Raw genomic sequence first — 22595 nt, 5'->3', positions numbered from 1 at the left:
AGCCGGGGGCGCGGTGAGTTCGGAGACGAGAATGCGTAAGACGATGACATTGGCAGCCGTGCTGGCGGGGCTGGGCGGCCTCCTGGCGATGTCACAAGCCGGCCGGGAGACGGCACCCACGCTGGTGCCGGTGGCCCGTGCCGATGACGGCACCCTGGCGGCCTATCCGCATCTCGCGGCGCTGCATGCGCCGGCCGACAGCCAGCTGCTGAGCTACGAGCCCGCGCGCCGGGACCGCGAAGGCGACGACGACGATCAGGACGAGCCGCGGCGGTGAGGCGAACCGGCTTCTGACCAAGGCACGGACCAAGGCTAGGCCGGCAGGCCCGCTTCGTACCAGCGACGCGTCGCCTTGACGATGCGCACGACCGAGAGCATCACGGGGACTTCGACGAGAACCCCGACGACGGTCGCGAGCGCAGCCCCCGAGTCGAGCCCGAACAGGCTGATCGCGGCGGCAACCGCCAGCTCGAAGAAATTGCTGGCGCCGATCAAGGCGGCCGGAGCCGCGACGCACCAGGCCACGCCGAGCCGGCGGCTCAGCCAATAGGCGATCCCCGCGTTCAGATAGACCTGGATCAGGATCGGCACGGCCAGGATCGCGATGACGACCGGCTGCTTCAGGATCTGCTCGCCCTGGAAGCCGAACAGCAGCACGAGCGTCCCGAGCAGCGCCACGAGCGAGACCGGTTGCAGCACCCGCAAGGCGCGCACCAACGCCCCGTCCGTGCTACGCAGCAACGCACGGCGCCAGAGTTGCGAGACGATGACCGGCACGACGATATAGAGCAGCACCGACAGCAGTAGGGTTGTCCAGGGCACCGAGATCGAGGCGACGCCGAGCAGCAGGCCCACCAGCGGCGCAAACAGGAACACCATGATGACGTCGTTGAGCGCGACCTGGCTCAGCGTGTAGTGCGGCTCGCCGTCGCACAGATTCGACCAGACGAACACCATCGCCGTGCACGGCGCCGCCGCCAGCAGGATCAGACCCGCCACGTAGGACGACAACTGGCCTGCGGGAAGCATCGGCGCGAACACGTGGCCGATGAAGATGCTGCCGAGCAGAGCCATCGAAAACGGCTTGATCGCCCAATTGACGATCAGGGTGACGCCGATGCCCCGCCAATGCTCCTTCACATTGCCGAGCGCGGCGAAATCGATCTTCAGCAGCATCGGGATGATCATCAGCCAGATCAGGGCCGCGACCGGCAGATTGACCCGCGCCACCTCCGCCGACGCGACCGCCGCGAACAGCCCCGGCATCAAATGGCCGAGACCGATACCGACGACGATGCAGAGCAGGACCCAGACCGTCAGATAGCGTTCGAAGATCGTCATCGGATCAGGCCACGTCGGAGCGGAACGACGTTGCGCCCTCGCCCGTCCCGATCGCGCGCAGCCGCGTGCCGAGCGACATCGAATCGATGCGGCCGAGCGGCAGATTGATGAAGGCGTCGATCCGGTTCTTCAGATAGCGGAAGGCGGTCGTGAACGCCGCGAGCTTCTCCAGCTCCGTGCCTGCGGCCGCCGCCGGATCCTCGATGCCCCAATGCGCGGTCATCGGCTGCCCCGGCCAGATCGGGCACGCCTCGCCGGCGGCGTTGTCGCAGACCGTGAAGACGAAATCCATCGCCGGCGCGCCGGCGGCGGCGAACTCGCTCCAGCTCTTCGAGCGCAGATCGTCGGTCGGATAGTCCATGCGCGCGAGCGTCTCGAGTGCCAACGGATGCACCGCGCCCTTCGGCGTGCTGCCGGCGGAAAAGGCGTGGAAGCGGCCCGCGCCGTCCTTGCGCAGGATCGACTCGGCCAGCACCGAGCGCGCCGAATTTCCGGTGCAGAGGAACAAGACATTGTAGATGCGGTCAGACACGGCTCTTCTCCTTGCGCTTCGGCGCACAGCACGGGGTGAGACTTGCGATGACGGGTGCGCAGACCTCCGGCCGGCCGCCGCAGCAATCCTGCAGCAGAAACAGCGCGACCTCGCGAAACTGCGTGAGATCGGCCCGGTAGACGATCGAGCGGCTGTGCCTGATCGAGCTGACGAGGCCGGCGCGCGCGAGCACGGATAGATGTGCCGACAGCGTGTTCTGCGGCACCTCCAGCAGACGCGCGAGCTCGCCCGCCGGCAGCCCGTCGGGCTCGTGCTGCACCAGCGTGCGGAAGGCCTGCAGGCGCGTCGGCTGCGCCAGAGCGGCCAGCGCCAGAACGGCTTGTTCGTTTTCCATATATCCAGAATTATCGATATAACAGGCGAACGTCAAGGGCGGCTGCGCAGGGAGGGCACGACGGAGCGAAAGACGCCGGAGACGGACGGCTCACGGCAAGCGCAGGCGGGTGCCGTCGACGATGAGTTCGCCGTGCTGCTCCATGCGCGCCAGCGCGCGATAGAGCGCTTCATGGGTGACGCCGAGCTCGCCGGCCCAGTCCTTCTTCGACCGGCCGAGCTCGACCTCGCCGCCCTCCCCTTCGGTCTCGATGAAATGCACGATCCGCTCGCGCGCCGTCTTCAGGCTGAGCCGCTCCGACTGCGCCCGGACCTTGCGCAACTCGCGGGCGAGATGATCGCACCATCGGTCCCCGATCTCGGGACGGCGCAGCGCCTCGGCGAAGGCCTTGCGTTCGATCGCCAGCAGCGCCGAATCCTGCGCCGCGACGGCGTCGCAATGATACGTCGACTGGTCGAGGCTGGCCTCTGCGAGAAAGCCGCGGCGGGCCCGCTGCAGGACGATGTCGTCGCCGGCGCGCGAGCGGCGCACCAGCCTCACCTCGCCGGTCAGCACGAAGAACATCGCCCGCGGCCGATCACCCCGACAGAACACCGTGCCCTGGCGCGGCACATGGATGCGCCGGGTCCGCAACCGCGCGGCCGCGGGCAGCGCGGCGAGCAACGGCGACAGCCGTGCAAGAGCGCGCCAGTCGAGCGGCGGGCGCGTGCCCTCGGGCGGGAGATGGTCAATCCTCGGCATATGATCAGGATCATATGCGCCGTCCGGCTGCGCGGTCTAGGGAAGACGTCACCGCGTTCGCTCAATGGAGGTCCTCATGCGCCTGCGTCTCGCCGCCGTTACGCTGGCTCTCGTCGCATCCGCCGGCATCGCGACGGCGCAGCACCACGGCCATCACGACCACGGCAGCCACGGGATGCTTCCGGCAGACCCGCGCGAGCGGGTGGCGTTTCCGCCCGATCTCGCCGAGCATACGCTTGCCAACATGCGCGACCATCTGCTGGCGCTGCAGCAGATCAACGACGCGCTCGCGGCGGGCGAGCCGGACAAGGCCGGCCAGATCGCCGAGCAGCGCCTCGGCATGAGCTCGCTGCGGCTGCACGGCGCCGCCGAGGTGGCCGGGTTCATGCCCCAGGGCATGCAGGAGGCCGGCACCACCATGCACAAGGCGGCGAGCCGCTTCGCCATCGAAGCGCAGAATGCGGGCGTGACCGGCGACCTCAAGCCGGCGCTGAAGGCGCTCGGCGAGACGATGGCGGCCTGCGTGGGCTGCCATGCCGGCTACCGGCTGCGATAGCGCGCCGGACGCGCCTCCCGCCGGCGATGCACCGCGGCGCGTTATTTCCAATATTCTAGAAATATCGTTTGACTTCGGCACGCCGCCTGCCCCATCCTGCTTGTCATGAAGCTCGATGACGCCGCTGCCCGCCTGGAAGCCCTCGGCAACACCACGCGCCTGAAGATCTACCGCGCGCTGGTGCGCGCCGGGCATGCCGGGATGCCGGTCGGCCGATTGCAGGAGCGGCTGAAGATCCCGGCCTCGACGCTGTCGCACCACGTCAAGACGCTGGTCGCGGTCGGGCTGATCTCGCAGCAGCGCGAGGGCACCACGCTGGTCTGTCACGCCGAATACGACGTGATGCGCTCCCTGCTCGGCTTCCTCGTCTCCGAGTGTTGCGTCGAGGATCGCGGCTGCGGCACCGCTCGGCCGGCGGCCTGATGGTTTCGTCCTTTAATTCGATCATTCTAGAAATATGGGAGGAAGTACCATGACGGATGCCAAGACGGTTGCGATCATCGGCGCCGGCCCGGTCGGGCTGGCGGCCGCCGCCCACGCGCTGGCGCGCGGCCTGACCCCGGTCGTGCTGGAAGCAGGTCCAGAAGCCGCGCATGCGGTGCGGCAGTGGCAGCACGTCCAGCTGTTCTCGCCGTGGAAGTACAACATCGACAGCGCGGCGGCGCGGCTGCTGGCGGCGACGGGATGGACTTCGCCCGAGCCCGAGGCCTATCCGACAGGGCGCGAGCTGATCGAATCCTATCTCGCGCCGCTTGCAACGCGCACCGCGCTGCGCGACGTCATCAGAACCTCGCATCGCGTCACCGCGATCGGCCGCGCCGGCTTCGACAAGGCCAGGTCGAAGGGACGCGCCGATGCGCCGTTCGAGATCCGCGCCCACAACGGCAAGGGCGAGGCGGCGCTGCAGGCCGACGCCGTCATCGACGCCTCCGGTGCCTGGTTCTCGCCCAATCCTGCCGGCCAAGGCGGGCTGCCCGCGCTCGGCGAAGCTGCGCATGCGGCGCGCATCGCCTACGCGATGCCGGACGTCCGGGGCGCGCAGCGCAGCCGCTATGCCGGCAAGACGGTCGCGGTGCTCGGCGCCGGCCACTCGGCGATCGGCAGCTTGATCGATCTGGCCGCATTGGCCGAGGATGCGCCGGGCACGCAGGCGATCTGGCTGTTGCGCGGCGACGATCCCGCGAAGGCGTTCGGCGGCGGCAGCGCCGACCAGCTCGCCGCGCGCGGCGAACTCGGCATGGCCTTTGCCGCGCTGGTGCGTTCGGGCCGCATCCGGCTCGAGCCCGGCTTCGGCGTCACGGGGATCACCGATGCGGACGGCCGGCTGCGGATCGCCGCCGCGGGTGACCGCCACGTCACCGCCGACGAGCTGATCGTCGCCACCGGCTTCCGCCCCGATCTGTCGCTGCTGGCGGAGCTGCGCCTGCGGCTCGATCCCGCGATCGAGGCGCCTGTGGCGCTCGCGCCCCTGATCGATCCGAACGAGCATTCCTGCGGCACGGTCCGGCCGCATGGCGCGCGCGAGCTGGCGCAGGCCGACGAGCCCGGGCTCTATCTCGCCGGCATGAAGAGCTATGGCCGCGCGCCGAACTTCCTGATGATGACCGGCTATGAGCAGGTCCGGTCGATCACCGCCGACATCGCCGGCGACAAGGCCGCCGCGCATCGTGTCGAATTGAAGCTGCCGGAGACCGGCGTCTGCACCCGCGCCGGAGTGGAGAGCATTGCAGCCTTGTCCGGCTGCTGTGGCGGACCGGCGCCATCGGGCGTAGACAGTTGCTGTGCCGATGATGCCAAGGCCAAGGCGGCTGGCCGCAGCGGCTGCGGCTGTTCGTGATCCAGAGACGTCGTGACGCAGAACCGAGGAGAGGTCGACGGGAATGCAGGCAAGACGGCTGGGCGTGGTCATCGCTCTCGGCACCGCCCAGACGCTGGCCTGGGGATCGAGCTACTATCTTCCGGCCATCCTCGCCGACCCGATCGCGAGGGATCTCGGTCTGTCCAACAACTGGTTCTTCGCCGCCTTCTCCGCCTCGCTGATCATCTCCGGCCTGTTGGGGCCGCGCATCGGCCGCCAGATCGACCGCGTCGGCGGCCGCCAGGTGCTGTGCGCCTCCAACATCGTGCTGGCGATCGGGCTCGCATTGCTCGGCCTGTCGCATTCGCTGTGGGTGATGGCGATCGCGTGGCTGTGGCTCGGCGTCGGCATGGGGCTCGGCCTCTATGACGCCGCGTTCGGCGCGCTCGGGCGCATCTATGGCAAGGATGCGCGCGGCGCGATCACCGGCATCACCCTGATCGCGGGCTTTGCCTCCACCGTCGGCTGGCCGCTGAGCACCTGGGGGCTCGCCACCATCGGCTGGCGCGAGACCTGCTTTGCCTGGGCGATCGCGCATCTCGTGATCGGCCTGCCGCTCAATCTGTCGCTGCCGCGCGCGACCCAGATGGCACCCGGCGAGATGCCGGGGGGCAAGCCGAACATTCCGCTCGATCGTCCCATGATCCTGATCGCGTTCGCGATGGCGGCGGCCTGGACCGTGACCGCGGCGATGGCGGTGCATCTGCCGCGGCTGATGCAGGCCTTCGGCGCAACCCCTGCACAGGCGCTGTTCGCGGGCATGATGATCGGGCCGGCGCAGGTCGCCGCGCGCGTGTTCGAGGCCGGCTTCCTCAGCCGCTTCCATCCGCTCGCCTCGGCGCGGCTCGCCTGCATCACCCATCCGATCGGCGCCGTGACGATCGGGCTGTTCGGCGGCGGCGCGGCGGCGGCCTTCGCGCTGCTGCACGGCTCCGGCAACGGCATCCTGACCATTGCTCGCGGCACGCTGCCACTCGCGATCTTCGGCCCCGTCAACTACGCCTACCGGCTCGGCCTGATCGGGGCGCCGTCGCGGATCTGCCAGGCCTTCGCGCCGCTGCTGTTCGGCCTGCTCATCGACGGGCTCGGCCGCGGCGTGCTGATCGTGTCGGCGAGCCTGAGCCTGTCGGCGCTCGCCGCCCTGATGCTGCTGCCGGCCGAGCGCGCCGAGACGGCGATGCCGCTCGACACCACCGACAAGGCGGCCTGAGCCGGTAGCCCTTCATTAACCAGCTTCCTGCGCTCACGGCCCACCGTGCCGCTGCGGACGGGCATCCTGGGGCGCATATACGGAAAGTTGAAGGTTGGATTGAAGGATACCCGTGGTCATACGGGGGCGTTCACGACACGATGGCATTGCAACGTAAACACATGCTTCGTGTCGCGGCGGTGGTCGCCTGCGTCGGGATCTTCCTGGCCGGCGCCGATCTCGCCGTGACCGCGCTGATCGGCAACCAGACCGCGCGGCAGCTCAGCGAGCTCAGCAAGCTGGCGCTCCGCCGTTCCGAGGCCGCGATCGACTCGGCCGGATCGATCCTGAACCGTCTGATCGCGAAAGGACCGATGGACTGCAGCGCCGTCGCGCTGCAGGCGCTGCGCCTTCACGTCTATCAAGGCACCATCATCAAGGACATCCGCACCGTCGATCGCGACGGCGCGGTCAAGTGCGCGGCCTATTCCGAAACACTGGAATTCGACAATGGCTGGGCGCGGCGCGACGAGATGTTCAAGTCCGCCGACGGCGAGCTGCGGCTGTTCCGCGTCGAGCAGTTCACCGGCGCCGCGTTCGGCGTGATGCGCGACATCGACCCGCAACGGTCGCTGGCGGCGATCCTGCGCATCGACGGCAATCTGCTGGACGTGATGCCGGTCGGCCTGCGCGCCGAGAGCAACGTCACCCTGACTTTGCCCGATGGCGAGCAGGTGGCCGGCTATCATCCCGACGCATCCGCCAGATCGCCGGCGCAGACCGTCGCGTTCACCACCGTGTCCGACCGCTATCCGCTGCAGGCCACGATCCATGTGCGGCCGCAGAGCCTGAGCGCGCGCGGCGACCTCGCTTATCTCCTGACGATGCTCGCCGCCGGCACGCTGGGCGGCATGTTCGGCCTGCTGCTGGCGAGCTACCTCAGCCGGCCGGTGGACCCGGTCGCCGAGCTCGACCGCGCGCTCGCGGCCAACGAGTTCAAGCCCTATGTGCAGCCGACCTTCCGACTGAAGACCGGCGACATCGTCGGCTGCGAGATCCTGGCGCGCTGGGAGAAGCCGGACGGCCGGCTGATCCCGCCGATGAGCTTCATCCCGCTCGCCGAGAGCTCCGGCCGCATCGAGAGACTGACCTGGCAGCTCCTCAAGACCGCCTTGCGCGAGCTGCAGCCGGAGATGAAGCAGGACAAGCTGTTCAAGCTGTCCGTCAACGTCACCCCGCGCCACCTGCTCGGCGACCGCTTCATCGACGATCTGCGCAAGACGGTCGCGTCGTCATCGGTCTCCACCCGCCAGGTCGTGCTCGAGGTCACCGAGCGCGAGGAGCTCGCCGATCTCGCCAAGGCGACTGATGTCGTGAAGGAGCTCAGCGAGCTCGGCTTCCGCGTCGCACTCGACGACGTCGGCATCGGCCATAGCGGCCTGTCCTATATCCAGCGGCTCGGCGCGCGCATCCTGAAGATCGACAAGTTCTTCGTCGACGCGATCACCCGCGACCAGTCCGCCATCGTGGTGGTGCAGATGCTGGTGGCGCTGGCGCGCGAGCTCGACATGTCCGTGGTCGCCGAGGGCATCGAGCATCAGGAGCAGGTCGATGCGCTGATCGCCTGCGGCGTCGAGGAAGGCCAGGGCTATCTGGTTGCGCCGCCGCTGTCGCTCGGGCGCTTCAAGCAGTTCCTCGACGTGCGCCGGGCCTCGGCCGTTCCGGGCGTGGCCGGCGCGCCGGAACTGGCCGCGTGACGGCGAGCCCGCGCGCGTCGGGCACGCGCCTCACTGCCGGGTCATCTGTCCGCGAATCTCGCCGCCCGGGTTCGCCTGGGTGTGGACGTTGGCGTACCATTTGCCGGCCAGCAGGTCGGCCGCCTGAGCGTCCGTGATGACGGCCGAACCGGTAATCGGGGTCTCCGGGCTCTTGAACGGCAGCACGATGCCGGCATTCTTGCCGGGCTCGCTGGGACCGTGGAAATGCGCCCCCATTGCCGGCCCGGTGAGGCCCGAATAGGTGACCTTCCAGCTCAGCGTCTTGGTGGCGGTGTCGAAGCTCGCTTCGGCCGCGCCCGTCGCGGGCGAGGCGTTCGGCGGCACCTCGTTGGCGGCCTTGAGCTCGGACTTCAAGATGACGGTTTCAGCGCGCGCAAGCGGCGCGGCCGCGACGCAGGCGACCGCGAGCAACGACAAATGAACGAATGTCCGTCCCATGGTTTTCCTCCTAAATCGTTTTGTGCAGTCTCAGTGTTCGAGACCCCACGGGCAAGCCGATATTCCGTGGAACGCGTTAACGCCCCAGGCATGAGCAGCGGCCCCCGGCCGCGTTGATTGAACAATCCGGACCCCTGTGCCAAACAGGACGGGAACACAAAGGCCGCGAAAGAAAGCCTCGAAAGAAAGAAAGCCATGGCGGATCGAATGGTTGCTTCCAAGACGGCGCGCGGCAAGGTGGGGCGGCCTCCGCTCGAACGTGCCGGCGAGGTCGAGGAGCGCATTCTCGATGCGGCAAAGACGGTGTTCCTCGCAAACGGCTTCGAAGGCGCGAGCGTCGACGAAATCGCGCAGACCGCGCGTGCCGGCAAGCCGACCATCTACGCGCGATTTCCCAGCAAGGCCGCGCTGTTCGCGGCTGTGATCGCCCGCCATGCCGCGCGCAACACTCAGTATGAGAACCTGGTGCCGCAGGGCCGCACCTTCCGCGCCCGGCTGATCAGCCTCGGACTCACCCTGATCGAGCGCGCCTTCGTCGAAGACACGATCGGCCTGATGCGTACCGCGATTGCGGAAAATCCGCGGTTTCCCGAGCTGACGCTCGAGATCCAGGACACCGCGCGCAAGCGCGCCACCTGCAATGTGAGCCATGCGATCGGCGAGCTCGCGCGCGCCGAAGGCCTTGCCGGCAAGGGCGCGTTCTCGGCCGACCGCATCGAGGACAGCGCACGGATCTTCCTCGATCTCGTGGTGTTCGCCGTGCTGATCCGCAGCCTGCTCGGCGAGGACATGCGCACCCTGAAGAAGGAAGCCCAGGCGCATGTCGAGAAGCGCGTCGACTTCTTCCTCGCCGCGACGACGTGATCCTAAATCTGCTTGTCCTTGCGCAGCTCCGGAAAGATCGTCTCGTCCTGCAGGATCACGTCGGCGGTGCGCTGATAGTGCGCCGTGAGCAGCGCAACCGCGCGTTCGGTGTCGGCGTCAAGCACGGCGTTCACGATGTCGGCGTGCTCGTCGCCGACGGGGCGTGACGGAAACGCCTTGCGGATCGACAGCCGGCGGTAGCGATAGAGCTGGTCGGCAAGCTGGCCGCAGAACGCGATCAGCGACTGCGAGCCGCAGTTCGAGATCAGGACCCGATGATAGATCCGGTGCAGCCTCTCCCACTCCGGATTGTCCTCGAACGTGGTCGCGCTGAGCGAGCGTGGCGCGCGGCTGAGCCGATGTTGCGCCAGCACCAGTTGCTCCTCCCAATCAGGCGTCGCCGCCGCCATCGACTCGCGCAGCGCCAGCGCCTCGACCCAGCAGCGCGTCTTGGTCAACTCGGCGAGCTCGGCGCGGCTGATGTCCTTGACGTAGAAGCCGCGCTGCTCGCGCACCTCGACCAGTCCGTCGGCAGTGAGGCGGTTGAGCGCCTCGCGCAGCGGTGTCTGCCCGGTCTGATAGGTCTCGGTCAAAAACCGCATCTGCAGCTTGCGCGACGGCGCCAGCCGGCCGGACAGCAGGTCCTCGCGCAGCCGGTCATACACATGACTCGCCTGCGTCGACGGGCCCTGCCCCTCGGCCTCCAAAACCGCATCCACGCCCGATCTCCTCTGAATCAGACGACATGTATAGAGCGAGGCTACAGAACATAAAATTTATAAATTCTGATTGATTCCTATTTTTTATGTAATAAAAAGGACGAGCCGGTTCTGCCGGCCAGGGATAGAAACGTCGCGCGTCCTCACCCGGGCATCGCGCAGGAGGACACGCTCATGACCCGGTTTCCGGTCGCGGCTCTGCGCAGTGTCGATCTGGGCACGCCAGATCTCGCGCGTTCGGAAGCGTTCTATCGACAGACCTGGGGGCTGGAGCGCGTCGCGGAGGCCCGCGGCATCGTCTATCTCCGTGCGACCGGCAGCGATCATCATGTCGTAGCGCTGCACCAGAGCGAGCGTACCGAGTTGAAGGCGGTGACTTTCCGCCTCGCCGAGTCCAGTGATTTCGATGCCGTCAGCCGCAACGCCATCCATGAAGGCGCGACGCTGATCGCAGCGCCAGCGCCGAACCCCGGTCCCGACGGCGGCGTGATCATGAGCCTGCGCGGCCCCGAAGGCGGCGTGCTGCGCTTCGTTCATGACGACCTCAGGCACGACGCCAAGCCACCGCGGCCCGAGCTCCCCGAGCGGCTCGCCCACGTCAATCTCAACAGCACCGACGTCGATCGCACGGCTGCGTTCTACGAGAAGGCGCTCGGCTTCAAGCTGACCGATCGCTCCGCGGCGATGGCGTTCGTCCGCTGCAACTCCGATCACCATGCGGTGGTGATCGCCGCCGCCAAGGTCAACGGCCTCAACCACGTCGCCTTCCTGATGCCGACCTGGGAAGGCGTGATGCGCGGCGCGGGCCGCATGATCGATGCCGGCCATCCGATCGCCTGGGGCGTCGGCCGCCACGGCCCCGGCGACAATGTCTTCGCCTACTTCATCGATCCCGTCGGGACCGTGATCGAATACACCGCCGAGGTGCTGCAGGTCGACGACGACTACGTCGTGCGTGGGCCGGAGCATTGGGTCTGGCCGCCCGGCCGCACCGACCAATGGGGCATTGCGCCGCCCAAGGCCGAGCACGTCAAGGCCGCGCAGCTCGCGGTCGGCTACGCCGCCTGACTCGTTGTCCAACTCCAGAGTTTCCATGTCAGCCACGTCCGATCACAAGCATTTCGAGGTTGCCGTCATCGGCTTCGGTCCGACCGGCGCCATCGCCGCGAGCCTGCTCGGCATGCAGGGCATCAAAACGCTCGCGATCGATCGCGCTGTCGAGATCTACGACAAGCCGCGCGCGATCGCGCTCGATCACGAGATCATGCGGCTGTTCGACAATCTCGGCATCGCCGAACAGGTCAGCCGGTACGTCGCGCCGTTCCCGGCGTCCGAGCATTTCGGCGCACGAGGGCAGTTGATCCGCCGCATCGACATGGTCGGCCCGCCCTACCCGCTCGGCTACACGCCGAGCATGGTGTTCACGCAGCCGCCGGTCGAACAGATGATGCGCGATCGCGTTTGCGCCTGTCCGTCGGTGACGGTCGAGCTGGGCACGAGCCTCGTCGCGATCCGGCAGGATGCAACGGCGGCGACCGTCGTGCTGCAGCGGGCGGACGGCACGACGCATGAGGTCACCGCCGACTACGTGATCGCCTGTGACGGCGCCTCCAGCACCGTGCGCCAGCAGCTCGGGATCAGCTTCGATGATCTCGACTTTGACGAGCCGTGGCTGGTGGTCGATCTTCTCGTGAATGCTGGCAGCGCCGGCAAGCTCCCGGCCACCGCGGCGCAATTCTGCGATCCCGCGCGTCCGACCACCTACATCATCGGCCCCGGCGATCATCGCCGCTTCGAGATCATGCTGCGGCCGGGGGAAGACCGCCACGCGATGGAGCAGCCGGAGCGGGTCTGGCAGTTGCTGTCCCGCTGGCTCGGGCCCGAGGACGCCACCCTGTGGCGCGCGGCGAGCTACCGCTTCCATGCGCTGGTCGCGCACCGCTGGCGCCAGGGCCGTGTCCTGCTCGCCGGCGATGCCGCGCATCAGCAGCCGCCCTTCATCGGCCAGGGCATGTGCCAGGGCCTGCGCGACGCCGCCAATCTGTGCTGGAAGCTCGCGCGCGTGTTGCGCGGCCAATCGACCACGGCCCTGCTCGACAGCTATGAAAGCGAGCGCAGCACGCATGTGCGCGAGCTGACCACGCGCATCAAGGCGATCGGCCGCGTCATCTGCGAGCAGGATCCCGCGGCCGCAGCGGCACGCGATGTGCGTATCCTTGCCGAAGGCGGCGGCGCGCCGCGCACCATCACCCGGCAGGAGATCGTGCCGCCGCTGACGCAGGGACTGCTCGCGACCAGGGCAAACGCGGCCAATGGCACGCTGTTTCCGCAGCCCTGGATCGTCGGCGACGGTGGTGGGCGAGCGCTGCTCGATACCATCGCCGGCACCGGATGGCGGCTCGTCCTCGACGGGCGGGGCGCGCTGAACTCGAGCTCGATCGACGCCGCGACCCGCGACGCCGGGATCAGTGTGATCGCCATCGGCGGTCACGGCTTGCACGAGGAGAGCGCCGTCGTCGCACGCTGGTTCGAGCGCCACGGCTGCAGCGCCGCGCTGGTGCGCCCCGATCATTATGTCTACGGCGTCGCGACGGACGCGCCGGAGCTCGCCGCGCTGCTGAGCGAGCTGAACCAACGACTGCACTAATCAAAACAAGAGAATGTCAAACGGGGAAACGCCATGACGACATCATCGGACACCGCCGGACCCAGTGTGGGAGGACGCGCGATCGCCGTCCTCATCATGCTGTTCCTGTTCCAGACGCTGAACTTCTTCGACAAGCTGGTATTCGGCCTCTCGGCCGTGCCGATGATGAAGGAGCTGGGCTTGAGCCCGAAGGAGTTCGGGCTGATCGGCAGCAGCTTCTTCCTGCTGTTCTCGCTGTCGGGCATGGCCGTCGGGATGTTCGTCGTCGGCCGCTTCCCGGTGAAATGGCTGCTCCTGATCATGGCCGCCGTCTGGTCGGCGACGCAGATCCCGATCTTCTTCTCCGGCTCGATCGCCGTGCTGGTGATCTGCCGCATCATTCTCGGCGCCGGCGAAGGCCCGGGACTGCCGACCGCGCTGCACGCCTGCTACAACTGGTTTCCCGCCGACCGACGCAGCGTGCCGAGCGCGGTGGTGCTGCAGGGCATCAGCGTCGGTCTGTTGGCCGGCGGCCCGATCCTGACCTATGTCATCGTGAGCTATGGCTGGCGCACCGGCTTCCTGTTCTGCGGCCTGCTCGGGCTCGCCTGGATGCTCGGCTGGTTCTTCGTCGGTGGCGAAGGACCCTACTCCGCCCATGCGCCGGAGGCTTCGGCGGCGAAGGACAAGGCGTTGCCGGCGCGCGTGCTGTGGGCCGATCCGACCGTGATCGGCGTCATCATCATGTCGACCGCGTCGTACTGGATCGTCGGCATGTCCGCGACCTGGCTGCCGCCCTATCTGCAGCTCGGGCTCGGCTACAAGCAGGTCGATGTCGGCTGGATCATCTCGGGGATCTACCTGTTCCAGTCGCCGCTGCTGCTCGGCGGCTCCTGGCTGACGCAAGTTCTGCAGCGCAGAGGCTTCAGCCTGCGTGCCTGCCTCGGCCACGCCTCCGGTCTCGCGCTGCTCGCCGCCGGCTGCGCGCTGCTCTTGAGCATCGTCACCTCGGGCCCGCTGCAGCTCGCCTGTATCGCGATCGCCTTCGCCGCACCGAGTCTCACCACGATCTTCGGCCCCGTCGCGCTCGGCGCCGTGGCGCCGGCAATCCAGCGCGGCCGGCTGATCGTCGTGATCTATTCCGGCAACGCGGCCTCCGCGCTGGTGTCGAATGCGCTCACCGGCTGGATCGTCGGCGAGGCCGGCGGCAACGCGCCGCTCGGCTACGCCCACGCCATGACCTTCACCGCCGGCGTGCTGATCGTCGGCGCCATCTCGGCCTTCGCGCTGATCTTCCCGGAGCGCACCATCGCGCGCTTCGCGAAATCGGCGCAAGAACCGGCTTCTCCCTCCGCCGTAGCGGCGGTTTCGACCTGAGGACATCGGATGAGATTTGCAAGCTTCACCATCGACAATGCGCCGACCTGGGGACTCGTCGAGGGCACCGACGTCGCCGATCTCGGTGCCGTCCTGCGCGACCGCTTCCCGGACCTGAAATCGGCGATCGCAGCGGACGCGCTGAAGGAGGCGGCTGCAGCGGCCTCAGGCGCAAGGCGGCATCCGATCTCGGCCATCAGCTTCCTGCCGGTGATCCCGAACCCGGACAAGATCCTCTGCATCGGCTTGAACTACGAGACGCACCGCAAGGAGACCGGCCGCTCCGAGGTCGAGAACCCCACGGTGTTCGGCCGCTTCGCCAACAGCCAGACCGGGCATCTCACGAATATCATCCGCCCGCGCGTCTCGACCGATCTCGATTTCGAGGGCGAGCTCGCCATCGTGATCGGCAAGCCGGGCCGCTACATCCCGCGCAGCGAGGCCTTCAAGCACATCGCCGGCTATGCCTGCTACAATGAGGGCAGCGTCCGCGACTTCCAGCGCCACACCCACCAGTTCACGCCGGGCAAGAATTTTCCGGCGACCGGCGCGTTCGGCCCGTGGCTTGTGACCCCCGACGAGATCGACGACCTCGGCTCGCTGCGGCTGCAGACGCGGTTGAACGGCGAGGTCGTCCAGGATGCGACGATCAGCCAGATGATCTTCGATATCCCGCGCCAGATCGAATATTGCTCCTCGTTCACCCGGCTCGAGCCCGGCGACGTCATCGCCACCGGCACGCCCGGCGGCGTCGGCTCCCGCCGCACACCGCCGCTGTGGATGAAGCCCGGCGATGTCGTGGAGGTCGAGATCGACAAGATCGGACTGCTGCGAAATGGCATCGCCGACGAGGCGGTGTGAGCGCCCCTGATGTTCCTGACCGTCATTCCGGGGCAGCCCGCCAGGGCTGAACCCGGAATCTCGGGATTCTCAGGTGCGCAACTGCGCACCATAGTTCGATGCTTGCGCATCGCCCCGGAACGACAGCCGAACGACCGTGCTTCCTCAATGCGCCATCGCCGGGCCGCCGCCGAGCTTGACCTTGCGGAGCGTCAGCGCCAGCGGAATCGCCGACAGCGAGATCAGCATCAGCGCCCAGTAGACGTCGACATAGGCGAGCAGCGACGCCTGCATCTGAACGGTCTGGCCGATCCAGGCGAGCGCCTGCTGCTGCGCCTGGACCAGCGAGCTGCCATGGGCGGTAAAGTAGTTCGTCACCTGGTGCAGCGTGTCCTGATAGGCCGGGTTGGACGGAATGGCATTCTCGACCAGCCGGCTCTGGTGGAACTGCGCGCGATGCGCCAGGATGTTGGCGGCGAGCGACACCCCGATCGACCCGCCGGTGTTGCGCGCGGCGTTGATCAGCGCCGAGGCTTGGTCGGTCCTCTCGGGCGGAATGCCGTTGTAGGACGCGGTCGTGATCGAGAGGAAGATCAGCGGCAGGCCGATGCCGATCAGCATGCGGGATTCGGCGAAGAACCAGAAGTCCACATTGGCATAGACCCGCGTGAGGTCATACATCGCGAAGGCGACGACCGCGGCGCCCGTCATGATCATGTATTTCGGCTGCACCTTGCCCGAGAGCCGTCCGACCACGAACATCATCGCCATGGTGACGAGGCCGCCCGGCGACAACACGAGGCCCGCCCAGGTGGCCGTGTAGCCGAAATCCTGCTGCACCATCTGCGGCAGCATCTGCGTGGTGCCGAGCAGGATCGCGCCGGTCGCCAGCATCACCAGGAAGCTGGCGCCGAACTGGCGCGACGCCAGCATGCGGACGTCGACCGTCGGGTTTTTCTGGTTCATCTCCCACGGGATCATGGCGATGAAGGCGGCAACGCAGACGGCGGCGGTGACCAGGATGAAGCGCGAGTCGAACCAGTCGTCCTCGAGGCCGCGGTCGAGCATCAGTTCGAGCGCGCCGAGGAAGGTCGCGACCAGCACGAAGCCGACGACGTCGAAGCCGTGCGCCTGCTTGCGCCGCTCTTCAGTGACAGCTTCAGGCTCCTTGAGGATCAGCCCGATCAGCAGCATCGCGGCGACGCCGACGGGGCCGTTGATCAGGAAGCACCAGTGCCAGGAGACGTTGTCGGAGAGATAGCCGCCGAGCGTCGGGCCGACGACGGGCGCGACCACGACGGCGACGCCGAACAGCGCGAAGGCCTGGCCGCGCTTTTCCGGCGGGAAGGAGTCGGCGAGGATCGATTGCGCGACCGGCACCATGCCGCCGCCGCCCAGGCCCTGCATGATCCGGAACAGCAGCAGCACCTGCAGATTCCAGGCGAAGCCGCACAGCACCGAGCTCAAGGTGAACAGGCCGAGGCACATGATGAAGAAGGTCTTGCGGCCCAGGCGCTTGGCGAGATAGCTCGACGCCGTCAGGATGATCGCGTTGGAGACGAGATAGGTCGTCACCACCCAGGAGGATTCGTCCTGGCTGACACCCATGCCGCCGGCGATATAGGGCAGCGCGACGTTGGCGATGGTGGTGTCGAGCACCTCCATGAAGGTCGCGAGCGCGACCAGCACCGCGATGATCCACGGACTGCCGGCGCGCGGCGCGGAGAGAGCGGCAGCCTCACGCATGGCGGACCTCTCTCACAGCACGGCCTTCAGCCGCTCATAGAGCGACGGCCTGGGATCGACACGCACGGTCGGCACCACCGACATGCCGGGACCGAGCGCGACGTCCGTCGGCGGATCATCCATGTCGATCTTGACCGGCACGCGCTGCACGATCTTGACGTAGTTGCCGGTCGCATTCTGCGGCGGCAGCAGCGAGAAGGCCGGGCCCGAGCCGGACTGCACGCTGGCGACATGGCCGCGGATCTCGCGCTCCGGATAGGCGTCGATCTCCAGGGTCACGGGCTGGCCTGGACGCATCTCGTCGAGCTGGGTTTCCTTGAAATTGGCGGTCACCCAGACGTCATCGGGCACGAACATCGAAAGCGCCGTGCCTTGTGCCGCGAACTGGCCGTCGGCGGCGCTGAGATTGACAACGCGGCCGGGCTGCGCCGCGGTCACGGTCGTGTAGGACAGATTGAGCTGCGCCTGGTCGCGCTGCGCCTGCGCCTGGGCGAGATTGGCGTCGGCGCTCTCGCGCTGCGCCTTCAAGGACTCCAGTTGCCGCTGCGCCACCTGCAGATTGGCCTGCGCCGAGGTCAGCGCCGCCTTCTGCTGCTGGAGCTGCGATGTGTATTGCTGCTCGCTCTGCACCGTGCCCGAGCCGGTGCGGGCGAGGTCCTGATAGCGCTTGGCCTGCTGCTCGGCGAAGGTCAGCCCGGCCTGGGCCTGCTCGACCTGGGCCTGGCCCGCGGTGATCTGCGCCTGCTGCACCTCGATCTGCGCCTCGATGTTGCGGATCGCCGCCTGGGCCGACTTCACCTGCGCATCGGCCTGGGCCAGCGCGGTCTTGTAGTCGCGATCGTCGATGCGCGCGATCACGTCGCCGGCCTTGACGTGCTGGTTGTCGGTGACGGGGACGGCGGTGATGTAGCCGGAGACTTTCGGCGCAATGGAGAACTGGCGGGCCGCGATGAAGGCATCGTCGGTGGTCTCATAGTGACGGGCCGCATCGTAGTACACGTAGCCGCCGGCGCCGACGGCGAGCAGCAGCACGAGACCCAGCGCTGCCCCAAGCGGATGCCGCCGGATCAGGCTCCTCCGGGCCCCCTCCTGGCGCTGCCCCTGCTCCGTCGGCGACGGACCGGGCTCCGCAGCCGGCGCCTTGGCCTCGATCTGCTGCGGAGTGTCGCCAGAGGCATCCCCGCGCCATTGCCGCACGGCACGATCGCGCGCGGAGACCACCGGATCGTCGTTGGCCGCAGATGGAACCTCAGCCGATGACAGAGCTTGCTGTGTCATCACGTCTCCTTGAAAAGAACGGAACCGTTTCGTTTCTACAGTTGGGCGCGATGCATGTGGGACGCAATGGCGCACAGCGATGCGGCGAGCTAAACTTTTCGTCATTGGAGATCGCCGACGCGCGTTCCCCTGCGCCTCCACCGCGAACCGCCGTGAGCAAGGTCAACTGCGTGACGCAGCCGCGGTTGCAGTCTCACGTGATCGCGTTGACTCGATCAACGCGGCTAAATACAACACACGCATAATAAGAAATTGTTAGGGTCGGCAACCGACTACCGCGGAAGATGCCGACGTGATCCTATTGCGAGGCACGCATGCCCGTCCGTCAGGTGCCAGGCTCAGACCTGCAATATGTGCTCATCGCCTTCGATGCGACGGGGCAAGAGCGGCGAGAGGCCGACGGTTCGCTCGCGAGCGAGATGGTGGTGAACCGCCTCCATGCGCTGGGCGCGGCGGTCAGCGATATCATCCTGCTGAGCCATGGCTGGATGGGCGACGTCCCTGCGGCGATCGAGCAGTATGACCGCTGGCTCGCCGCCATGGCGGGGCTCGATGCGGATCGGCTCGCCGCCGCGCAGCAGCATCCCGGCTTTGCCCCCGTCATCATCGGACTGCACTGGCCGAGCCTGCCGTTCGGAGATGAGACGCTGCCATCGGGCGGCGGCGGGTTGCTGTCCGCCGACACGCCGGCGGCATCGCTCGAGGCGGAAGTGGAGCGCTATGCGGCGCGCATCGCCGACACGCCGGCGGCGCGCGTCGACATTCGCTCGATCCTCGAGCAGGCGCGCATTGCGCCGGCGGCGACGTTGCCGGATTCGATGCGCGATGCCTATCTCAGGCTGTTCGCCGCGGCCGGGCTTGCGATGGGCGATGCGAGCGGACGCCCCGGCGCCGAGCAGGACCGGTTCGATCCGACCGTGATCGTGAACGAGGCGCGGAGCGCGCCGGCCGATGCGACCGCAGGCACGCTCGGCCTCGGCGATGATCTGCGCGATGCGCTGCTGGCGCCGCTCCGCATCCTGTCGTTCTGGAAGATGAAGGATCGCGCGCGCCAGTTCGGCGAGGCCGGCGCCCATGATGTCCTCGTCAAGCTGCAGCAGGCGGCGCCGGCGGCCCGGGTGCACCTGATGGGCCACAGCTTCGGCTGCATCGTCGTGTCGGCGGCCGTCGCCGGCACGCCCGACGGCCGCGCGCTGCCGCGTCCGGTCGAGACGATGTTCCTGGTCCAGGGCGCGCTGTCGCTGTGGTGCTATGCCGAGAGCATTCCGCAGGCCGCGCCAGCGCAGGGCTATTTCCGGCGCACGCTGCTGAAGGGGCTCGTGCGCGGCGCATTCGTGACCACCCGCTCGAGCTACGACCGGGCGAACGGATGGTTCTACCCGCTCGGAGCGCGGCTGAAGCAGCAATATCTGCTCGATACCGACTATCCGCTGTACGGCGCCATCGGCAGCTTCGGCGTCCGCGGCACCCAGCCTGTGGCGACCGTCGACATGCCGATCCAGGATGTCGGCTTCAGCTACGGTTTCGGCAGCGGCCGGGTCTACAACATCGAGGCGAGCCGGATCATCCGGAACGGCGGCGGCGCGGCCGGCGCCCACAGCGACATCGCCCACCCCGAAGTGGCTCACGCCTTCTGGGCCGCGATCCTGGCCGCGCCCGCGGCCGTCAGGCCGCAACCCGGCAGCATCGGCGGCGGGCTGCTCAGCGACGACATCCGCCACTTCGATCAACAGCGCTACGATCAGCAGCTCTGGCGGCCGCGAACGTTCGAGCGGACGTCGGAGCAGGTGCAACAGCGGCAAGAGCAGCAGCAGCAGGTCCAGCGGCCGCAACGCGAGCAGCAGCGAGAGCAGGATCAGCAGCAGCAGCGGCAGCAACGGCAGGAAGAGCAGCAGCAGATTCAACGGCCATATCCGCAATGGGTGCCGCCGCCGACCGTCCCGCAGCCACCCCCGCTCGACACCCGCAAAGCCTATCCGCCCGGCGAGCAGCGCTGGATCAATGCCGGCTTCGAGGATCTCGATGCGCCGTTGAAGCCCGGCCAGTGGTACACCTTCGCCTTCGACGTCGACGTCCAGCAGAGCGGCGTTTCGTCGGTGCCGCTTGCCGACGAGCAGCTGTTCCCGGAAGGAACCTCCGACGTCACTTTGACCATCCAGCTCGACAGCGACGACTTCGAGCTCTCCGACAAGAGCCGCCCGCTGCGCCTGCCGCGCACCGGCAAGTCGCGCAACAAGGCACGGTTCGATCTGTCGCCGAAGAAATTCGGCCCGTCGGCGCTGCGGGCGACGGTCCACAAGGACGGCAATTTCGTCCAGCAGATGGACCTTGTCATCGATGTCGGCGCGGCGCCCTCTCCCCGCGTCGAGGGCGCGCATGGCCGGCCCTATTCCTCCGCCAGCGTGCTCAATCCGCGCGACGTCGGCCTGTCGATCATGCCGATCGCGGGCGGCTACGACTGTCTTGTCTGGAAGCCCGTCACGGCGCGCGCCCGGCTGCCGTTGCTGCCGGACTACCTCGCCAAGGCGATCGAGGTCGCGCGCCAGGAGCTCATGAAGGTCGTGACCTATCAGAACGCGGCCGGCAGCTTCGTCTTCCAGAGCGGGATCGACATCGCCGATGCCGACCGCGACGCCGCGCTGAAGATCATGGCGCGCGCCGGATCGGCGCTGTTCCAGAAGCTGTTCTTCGGCCCCGCCGCCGCGCAGGATTCCAAGGACATCGGCGACTTCCTGCGCAAGCTCACCAGCGATCGCTCCAGGCGGCTGAAGCTGCAGATCGTGGCGGAGGCGACCACGGTGCCGTGGGGCCTGCTCTATGTCGGCGACGCCTCGGCCGGCGCGCAGCTCGACTGGGACAATTTCATCGGCATGCGCCACGTGATCGAGCAGATCCCGATGCAGAACACGCCGCGCGTCTCCGACTGCCTGATCCCGAGCGACAAGCCCGAGCTCAGCATCAGCCTGAACGTCAACGACAACATCGACCGGCAGATGGGCGCCGACCTCGTCGCCCAGCAGCAGCGGTTCTGGCTCGCGGAAAAGGCGGCACGCCGCAACGTCCACATCGTGTCGCGCACGACCTGCAAGGAGCTGGTCAAGGCGCTGGCCGACGAGACCACCAACGACCAGATCCTCTACCTCTATTGTCACGCCCGGGCGACCGGCCTCGACGACCCCGGCGGTCCCGACAGCTCCAGCCTGGTGCTGACCGATGCCGGCATCACGCTGGGCGAGCTCAGCCTGGACGCCCCGACCAGCAAGCTGCTTCCCGGCAACCCCCTCGTCTTCATCAACGCCTGCGAGTCGGCCGAATTGTCGCCGGCGTTCTACGACGGCTTCGTGCCGTATTTCATGGCCAAGGGCGCGCGCGGCGTGGTTGGAACGGAATGCAAGACCCCGGCGATCTTCGCCACGGCCTGGGCGAAGCGCTTCTTCGAAAGCTTTCTCGACGGCGTGCCGCTGGGAGAGACGTTCCTCAGCTTGCGCCGGGAATTTCTCCGCGAGCACGGCAACCCGCTCGGGCTGCTCTACGCGGTGCACTGCGACGGCGACACCCAGGTTGCGCCGTCGCTGCCGCGGCTGCCGCCGACGGCGCCTGCGCCGAACGTCCAGCCGGCACTCGGCACCGGCACCTGACGGCGTCCTCAGCGCGCCGGCTCGGGCCCGGCGAGGCGCACGCCGAGCGCCAGCGCGGCGATGACCGGCGGCACGACGAAGCACCAGCCTCCCAGGCGCATGAACAGCAGCGCCGCGGCGCCGCAGCCGAGCGCAAAGGCGAGCACGTTGATCGCCATCTGCATCAGCCGCGCCGGCGGCGGCGCTTGCCCCTTGTCGCCCACATAGATCCTGTCGGCGAGGTCGATCATCACCTGCGTGGTCGTGCCGGTCATCAGGGTCGACGGCGGCGAGCTCGGCAGATGGATCCGGTGCACGGCGTTCTGGATCGCCATCGCCGCGACCAGCACCATGCCGGTGATGATCGCCTCGCGGCTGTCGCCGTCATGGAACGGGCCGAAATGGATGGCGAGCACGGCGCCAAGGACGAGCAGCACCAGCTTGACGCCGATCAGGACCTCGAACGCGCGCGACCACCGCCGCGACAGCAACGTGCCGGCCAGCCGCGTCGCGATCACGACCAAGCAGAATACCGGGAGCGCCAGCAGCTTGGCGGTCGCGCCCGAGGTGCCCAGCGCCAGCGCCGCACCGAACGTCACGAAGTTGCCGGTGACGTGCGCGGTGAACAGGCCCTGCAGCGCCAGGAAGCCGGCAGTGTCGACATAGCCGGCATTGACGCTGAGCAGCAGCGGCACCACGTTGCGGGACTCGAATTGCGACATGTGGTCCTGCTTTCGTTG

At 67.8% G+C, this 22595-nt stretch carries 21 protein-coding genes; 12 read left to right on the top strand and 9 right to left on the bottom strand.

Annotated features, from left to right (window positions below; genetic code table 11):
• The first annotated feature begins 31 nt into the window (after positions 1-31).
• Complete coding sequence (locus tag QX010_RS27585) at positions 32-277, top strand: hypothetical protein (protein WP_316182966.1); 246 nt, start codon at positions 32-34, stop codon at positions 275-277.
• Positions 278-312: 35 nt separating this feature from the next.
• Here the strand turns inward: QX010_RS27585 and arsB are convergent, their stop codons facing one another.
• From arsB to QX010_RS27565, 4 genes are all read right to left on the bottom strand, one after another.
• Positions 313-1341, bottom strand: coding sequence for an ACR3 family arsenite efflux transporter (arsB, locus tag QX010_RS27580; RefSeq protein ID WP_316182965.1), 1029 nt, complete (start codon positions 1339-1341; stop codon positions 313-315).
• A 4-nt stretch (positions 1342-1345) separates the two neighbouring features.
• The gene (locus QX010_RS27575) at positions 1346-1873 is read right to left on the bottom strand and encodes an arsenate reductase ArsC (RefSeq protein ID WP_316182964.1); all 528 of its coding nucleotides are present in this window, start codon (positions 1871-1873) and stop codon (positions 1346-1348) included.
• A complete protein-coding gene (locus QX010_RS27570) occupies positions 1866-2228 on the bottom strand; it encodes a metalloregulator ArsR/SmtB family transcription factor (RefSeq protein ID WP_316182963.1) in 363 nt (120 codons plus the stop codon). The genes QX010_RS27575 and QX010_RS27570 overlap by 8 nt, the downstream gene beginning before the upstream one ends.
• A 90-nt stretch (positions 2229-2318) precedes the next feature.
• The gene (locus tag QX010_RS27565; protein WP_316182962.1) at positions 2319-2969 is read right to left on the bottom strand and encodes a Crp/Fnr family transcriptional regulator; all 651 of its coding nucleotides are present in this window, start codon (positions 2967-2969) and stop codon (positions 2319-2321) included.
• A gap of 76 nt (positions 2970-3045) precedes the next feature.
• Between QX010_RS27565 and QX010_RS27560 the strand changes: the two genes are divergently transcribed.
• The 5 genes from QX010_RS27560 (at position 3046) to QX010_RS27540 (ending at position 8329) form a co-directional block, all read left to right on the top strand.
• Positions 3046-3525 carry a hypothetical protein gene (locus tag QX010_RS27560; protein WP_315805347.1) on the top strand — a complete coding sequence of 160 codons (480 nt, stop codon included), beginning with the start codon at positions 3046-3048 and terminating at the stop codon, positions 3523-3525.
• A 105-nt stretch (positions 3526-3630) separates the two neighbouring features.
• The gene (locus tag QX010_RS27555) at positions 3631-3948 is read left to right on the top strand and encodes a metalloregulator ArsR/SmtB family transcription factor (RefSeq protein ID WP_316182961.1); all 318 of its coding nucleotides are present in this window, start codon (positions 3631-3633) and stop codon (positions 3946-3948) included.
• 49 nt (positions 3949-3997) lie between these two features.
• Positions 3998-5362 (top strand): NAD(P)-binding domain-containing protein, encoded by a 1365-nt coding sequence (locus QX010_RS27550; protein WP_316182960.1) that lies wholly within the window; start codon positions 3998-4000, stop codon positions 5360-5362.
• 43 nt (positions 5363-5405) lie between these two features.
• Entirely contained in the window at positions 5406-6593 is a 1188-nt protein-coding gene (locus tag QX010_RS27545) for an MFS transporter (protein ID WP_316182959.1), read from the top strand.
• A 161-nt stretch (positions 6594-6754) separates the two neighbouring features.
• Positions 6755-8329 carry an EAL domain-containing protein gene (locus QX010_RS27540; RefSeq protein ID WP_316182958.1) on the top strand — a complete coding sequence of 525 codons (1575 nt, stop codon included), beginning with the start codon at positions 6755-6757 and terminating at the stop codon, positions 8327-8329.
• A gap of 30 nt (positions 8330-8359) precedes the next feature.
• Here QX010_RS27540 and QX010_RS27535 read toward each other — a convergent pair whose 3' ends face one another.
• Positions 8360-8788 (bottom strand): CHRD domain-containing protein, encoded by a 429-nt coding sequence (locus tag QX010_RS27535; protein WP_316182957.1) that lies wholly within the window; start codon positions 8786-8788, stop codon positions 8360-8362.
• Positions 8789-8995: 207 nt separating this feature from the next.
• On the opposite strand from QX010_RS27535, the gene QX010_RS27530 reads away from it, so the two are divergent.
• Entirely contained in the window at positions 8996-9652 is a 657-nt protein-coding gene (locus QX010_RS27530; protein ID WP_315805365.1) for a TetR/AcrR family transcriptional regulator, read from the top strand.
• A 2-nt stretch (positions 9653-9654) separates the two neighbouring features.
• Here the strand turns inward: QX010_RS27530 and QX010_RS27525 are convergent, their stop codons facing one another.
• Positions 9655-10371 (bottom strand): GntR family transcriptional regulator, encoded by a 717-nt coding sequence (locus tag QX010_RS27525; protein WP_315805341.1) that lies wholly within the window; start codon positions 10369-10371, stop codon positions 9655-9657.
• Between the two features lie 174 nt (positions 10372-10545).
• Here QX010_RS27525 and QX010_RS27520 point away from each other — a divergent pair, with 174 nt between their 5' ends.
• The 4 genes from QX010_RS27520 to QX010_RS27505 are packed head-to-tail and all read left to right on the top strand — an operon-like array spanning position 10546 to position 15235.
• Positions 10546-11439, top strand: a complete 894-nt coding sequence (locus QX010_RS27520) for a VOC family protein (protein ID WP_316182956.1) — start codon at positions 10546-10548, stop codon at positions 11437-11439.
• Between the two features lie 25 nt (positions 11440-11464).
• A complete protein-coding gene (locus tag QX010_RS27515) occupies positions 11465-13018 on the top strand; it encodes a bifunctional 3-(3-hydroxy-phenyl)propionate/3-hydroxycinnamic acid hydroxylase (protein WP_316182955.1) in 1554 nt (517 codons plus the stop codon).
• A gap of 33 nt (positions 13019-13051) precedes the next feature.
• Positions 13052-14374 (top strand): MFS transporter, encoded by a 1323-nt coding sequence (locus tag QX010_RS27510; protein ID WP_316182954.1) that lies wholly within the window; start codon positions 13052-13054, stop codon positions 14372-14374.
• Between the two features lie 9 nt (positions 14375-14383).
• Positions 14384-15235 carry a fumarylacetoacetate hydrolase family protein gene (locus QX010_RS27505; protein WP_316182953.1) on the top strand — a complete coding sequence of 284 codons (852 nt, stop codon included), beginning with the start codon at positions 14384-14386 and terminating at the stop codon, positions 15233-15235.
• Positions 15236-15379: 144 nt separating this feature from the next.
• Here QX010_RS27505 and QX010_RS27500 read toward each other — a convergent pair whose 3' ends face one another.
• Positions 15380-16960, bottom strand: a complete 1581-nt coding sequence (locus QX010_RS27500) for a DHA2 family efflux MFS transporter permease subunit (protein WP_315805336.1) — start codon at positions 16958-16960, stop codon at positions 15380-15382.
• 12 nt (positions 16961-16972) lie between these two features.
• Positions 16973-18238: an HlyD family secretion protein gene (locus QX010_RS27495; protein WP_316182952.1), complete on the bottom strand. Its 1266-nt coding sequence runs from the start codon at positions 18236-18238 to the stop codon at positions 16973-16975.
• Positions 18239-18552: 314 nt separating this feature from the next.
• On the opposite strand from QX010_RS27495, the gene QX010_RS27490 reads away from it, so the two are divergent.
• The gene (locus QX010_RS27490; protein WP_316182951.1) at positions 18553-21876 is read left to right on the top strand and encodes a CHAT domain-containing protein; all 3324 of its coding nucleotides are present in this window, start codon (positions 18553-18555) and stop codon (positions 21874-21876) included.
• A gap of 8 nt (positions 21877-21884) precedes the next feature.
• Here QX010_RS27490 and QX010_RS27485 read toward each other — a convergent pair whose 3' ends face one another.
• Positions 21885-22577 (bottom strand): YoaK family protein, encoded by a 693-nt coding sequence (locus tag QX010_RS27485; RefSeq protein ID WP_316182950.1) that lies wholly within the window; start codon positions 22575-22577, stop codon positions 21885-21887.
• Positions 22578-22595: the final 18 nt, after the last annotated feature.

It is taken from the genome of Bradyrhizobium sp. SZCCHNRI1009, from assembly GCF_032487575.1.
Classification (GTDB): domain Bacteria; phylum Pseudomonadota; class Alphaproteobacteria; order Rhizobiales; family Xanthobacteraceae; genus Bradyrhizobium.
This window is presented reverse-complemented; position numbering and strand designations above follow the sequence as displayed.

Excerpts from the sequence above, each read along its gene's own strand:
- QX010_RS27515 (WP_316182955.1), top strand. The coding sequence starts at position 11,465 with ATGTCAGCCACGTCCGATCACAAGCATTTCGAGGTTGCCGTCATCGGC.
- QX010_RS27510 (WP_316182954.1), top strand. The coding sequence starts at position 13,052 with ATGACGACATCATCGGACACCGCCGGACCCAGTGTGGGAGGACGCGCG.
- QX010_RS27560 (WP_315805347.1), top strand. The coding sequence starts at position 3,046 with ATGCGCCTGCGTCTCGCCGCCGTTACGCTGGCTCTCGTCGCATCCGCC.
- QX010_RS27505 (WP_316182953.1), top strand. The coding sequence starts at position 14,384 with ATGAGATTTGCAAGCTTCACCATCGACAATGCGCCGACCTGGGGACTC.
- QX010_RS27565 (WP_316182962.1), bottom strand. The coding sequence starts at position 2,969 with ATGCCGAGGATTGACCATCTCCCGCCCGAGGGCACGCGCCCGCCGCTC.
- QX010_RS27520 (WP_316182956.1), top strand. The coding sequence starts at position 10,546 with ATGACCCGGTTTCCGGTCGCGGCTCTGCGCAGTGTCGATCTGGGCACG.
- QX010_RS27585 (WP_316182966.1), top strand. The coding sequence starts at position 32 with ATGCGTAAGACGATGACATTGGCAGCCGTGCTGGCGGGGCTGGGCGGC.
- QX010_RS27500 (WP_315805336.1), bottom strand. The coding sequence starts at position 16,960 with ATGCGTGAGGCTGCCGCTCTCTCCGCGCCGCGCGCCGGCAGTCCGTGG.
- QX010_RS27495 (WP_316182952.1), bottom strand. The coding sequence starts at position 18,238 with ATGACACAGCAAGCTCTGTCATCGGCTGAGGTTCCATCTGCGGCCAAC.
- QX010_RS27545 (WP_316182959.1), top strand. The coding sequence starts at position 5,406 with ATGCAGGCAAGACGGCTGGGCGTGGTCATCGCTCTCGGCACCGCCCAG.
- QX010_RS27535 (WP_316182957.1), bottom strand. The coding sequence starts at position 8,788 with ATGGGACGGACATTCGTTCATTTGTCGTTGCTCGCGGTCGCCTGCGTC.
- QX010_RS27555 (WP_316182961.1), top strand. The coding sequence starts at position 3,631 with ATGAAGCTCGATGACGCCGCTGCCCGCCTGGAAGCCCTCGGCAACACC.
- QX010_RS27550 (WP_316182960.1), top strand. The coding sequence starts at position 3,998 with ATGACGGATGCCAAGACGGTTGCGATCATCGGCGCCGGCCCGGTCGGG.
- QX010_RS27490 (WP_316182951.1), top strand. The coding sequence starts at position 18,553 with ATGCCCGTCCGTCAGGTGCCAGGCTCAGACCTGCAATATGTGCTCATC.
- QX010_RS27485 (WP_316182950.1), bottom strand. The coding sequence starts at position 22,577 with ATGTCGCAATTCGAGTCCCGCAACGTGGTGCCGCTGCTGCTCAGCGTC.
- arsB (WP_316182965.1), bottom strand. The coding sequence starts at position 1,341 with ATGACGATCTTCGAACGCTATCTGACGGTCTGGGTCCTGCTCTGCATC.
- QX010_RS27540 (WP_316182958.1), top strand. The coding sequence starts at position 6,755 with ATGCTTCGTGTCGCGGCGGTGGTCGCCTGCGTCGGGATCTTCCTGGCC.
- QX010_RS27570 (WP_316182963.1), bottom strand. The coding sequence starts at position 2,228 with ATGGAAAACGAACAAGCCGTTCTGGCGCTGGCCGCTCTGGCGCAGCCG.
- QX010_RS27530 (WP_315805365.1), top strand. The coding sequence starts at position 8,996 with ATGGTTGCTTCCAAGACGGCGCGCGGCAAGGTGGGGCGGCCTCCGCTC.